The organism is Cellulomonas sp., from assembly GCF_035634735.1.
Taxonomy (GTDB): domain Bacteria; phylum Actinomycetota; class Actinomycetes; order Actinomycetales; family Cellulomonadaceae; genus Cellulomonas.
This window is the reverse complement of sequence record NZ_DASQCJ010000196.1, coordinates 1-1,933: the sequence shown is the minus strand read 5'-3', so window position 1 is coordinate 1,933 and position 1,933 is coordinate 1. Positions and strand designations below refer to the sequence as shown.

Below are 1,933 nucleotides of genomic sequence, written 5' to 3'. Positions count from 1 at the left end.
AGGTGCTCCGTCACGGCGAGGACTGTAGGCGACGGCACCGACGACCCGCGACCGCCGGCCCCACGCCGAGAGAGGACCTCCCGCACGAGATAGGGCGCACTGAGGTCCTATCTCGGCGCAGGGGTCCTATCTCGGCGGTCGCGCCCGCGAGCAGGGGGGGCTAGGCCAGCCAGGCGGCGGGGTCGTCGGCCACCGCGCGGAGGACGACCAGCGCGGCGCCGTCCAGGGCCGCGTGCTCTCCGCCCGCGGCGACGCCGACCCGCGCGTCCGCCCAGGCCGCCGCCAGGACGCGCGACCGCAGCTGCCCGACGACGGCGTCCGTCAGCCACGGGGCGAGCGGCGCGTAGATGCCACCGAGCACCACCCGCTCGACGTCGACGAGGTTGACGAAGTTCGCCAGCGCCACGCCCAGCGCGTCGCCCGCGGACCGCAGCGCCCGCGCCGTGCGCTCGTCGCCGGCGCCGGCCGCGGCCAGCAGCACGTCGACCGGCTCCTCGACGTCCCGCCCCGCCGCGCGCAGCAGCGCGTCCTTGCCGGCGTACTGCTCCAGGCAGCCGCGCGCGCCGCAGGTGCACCGCGGGCCCCGCTGGTCGACGACGGTGTGCCCGAGCTCGCCGCTCCAGCCGTGCCGGCCCGCGAACACCTCGCCGTCGAGCACGATCGCGGCGCCGATGCCGACCTCGCCGGACACGTAGAGGAAGGACTGCCCGGCCGCGCCGGCGCGCGCCTCGGCCCGGGCGGCGAGGTTCGCCTCGTTGGCCAGCCGGACCGCGAGGCCGTCGACCTCCGGGTGGCCGGCCAGCAGCGCCACCACGTCGACGTCCCGCCAGCCGAGGTTCGGGGCCAGCCGGAGCGGGCCGGTCCCGCGGTCCACCAGGCCGGGCAGCGCCAGGCACATCCCGGCCAGCCGGGCGCCGGCGGGCAGCGCGGCGCGCACCTCCCCCACCAGCGCGGCCAGCACGCCGAGCACCCGCGCGGGGTCGCTGCGCCGGTAGTCGCCGCGGGTCTCCCGGTGCGCGAGCACCCGCCCGGCCAGGTCGAGCGCCCGCACCCCCACGTAGTCGACGTTCACCTCGGCGCCGAGGCCGACGACCGTGCCGGACGCGGGCACCAGCGGGACCGCCGGGCGGCCGGCCCGGGCCGTGGCGGCGGGCGGCAGCTCGGCGACCAGGCGCGCGCCGATCAGCAGGTCCACCAGGGCGGACACCGCGCCGCGGGTCAGGCCCGTGGCCGTGGCGACGTCCGCGCGGGACGGCGGCGGCGCGTCCCCGGCGGGGCCCGCGGCGTCCAGCACGTGCCGCAGCACCAGCGCGAGGTTGTGCTCCCGGAGGCTGCCCTGGCGGGCGGGGACCCGACGGCGGGCGGTCGTCGCGGGCGCGCCGCCGGGCTCGGTCATGCGGTTGACCCTAGCCGGTCGCGGCGATAAGTTCGTTCACAAGACAAACCTCGACGAGGAGTGATGATGGTGCGCACGCCCACCCGCGACGACAAGTTCTCCTTCGGTCTCTGGACCGTCGGCTGGAACGCCCAGGACCAGTTCGGCAGCGCGAGCCGGCCGTGGCTCGACCCGGTGGAGTCGGTGCACAAGCTCGCCGAGCTCGGCGCCGCGCACGTGACCTTCCACGACGACGACGTGGTGCCGTTCGGCTCCGACGACGCCGAGCGCGACCGCATCCTCGGCCGGTTCAAGCAGGCGCTCGCCGACACCGGCATCACGGTCGAGATGGTCACCACCAACACCTTCAGCCACCCGATCTTCAAGGACGGCGCGTTCACGTCGAACGACCGCCGGGTGCGCCGCTACGGCCTGCGCAAGGTCATCCGGAACGTCGACCTGGCCGCCGAGCTCGGCGCCGACACGTTCGTCATGTGGGGCGGCCGCGAGGGCGCGGAGTACGACTCCGCCAAGGACCTCAACGCCGCGCACGACCGG

2 protein-coding genes are annotated in these 1,933 nt (G+C 76.7%); one reads left to right on the top strand and one right to left on the bottom strand.

The annotated features are described in order from the left end of the window. Positions 1-160 precede the first annotated feature (160 nt). Positions 161-1,396 carry an ROK family transcriptional regulator gene (locus VER05_RS16105; RefSeq protein ID WP_324846329.1) on the bottom strand — a complete coding sequence of 412 codons (1,236 nt, stop codon included), beginning with the start codon at positions 1,394-1,396 and terminating at the stop codon, positions 161-163. 66 nt (positions 1,397-1,462) lie between these two features. On the opposite strand from VER05_RS16105, the gene VER05_RS16100 reads away from it, so the two are divergent. Then, on the top strand, positions 1,463-1,933 hold a 471-nt coding region (locus VER05_RS16100), incomplete at its 3' end, for a TIM barrel protein (RefSeq protein ID WP_324846328.1).

What these genes read in the sequence shown, in the direction of transcription:
- VER05_RS16105 (WP_324846329.1), bottom strand. Translation starts at nt 1,396, where the DNA reads ATGACCGAGCCCGGCGGCGCGCCCGCGACGACCGCCCGCCGTCGGGTC.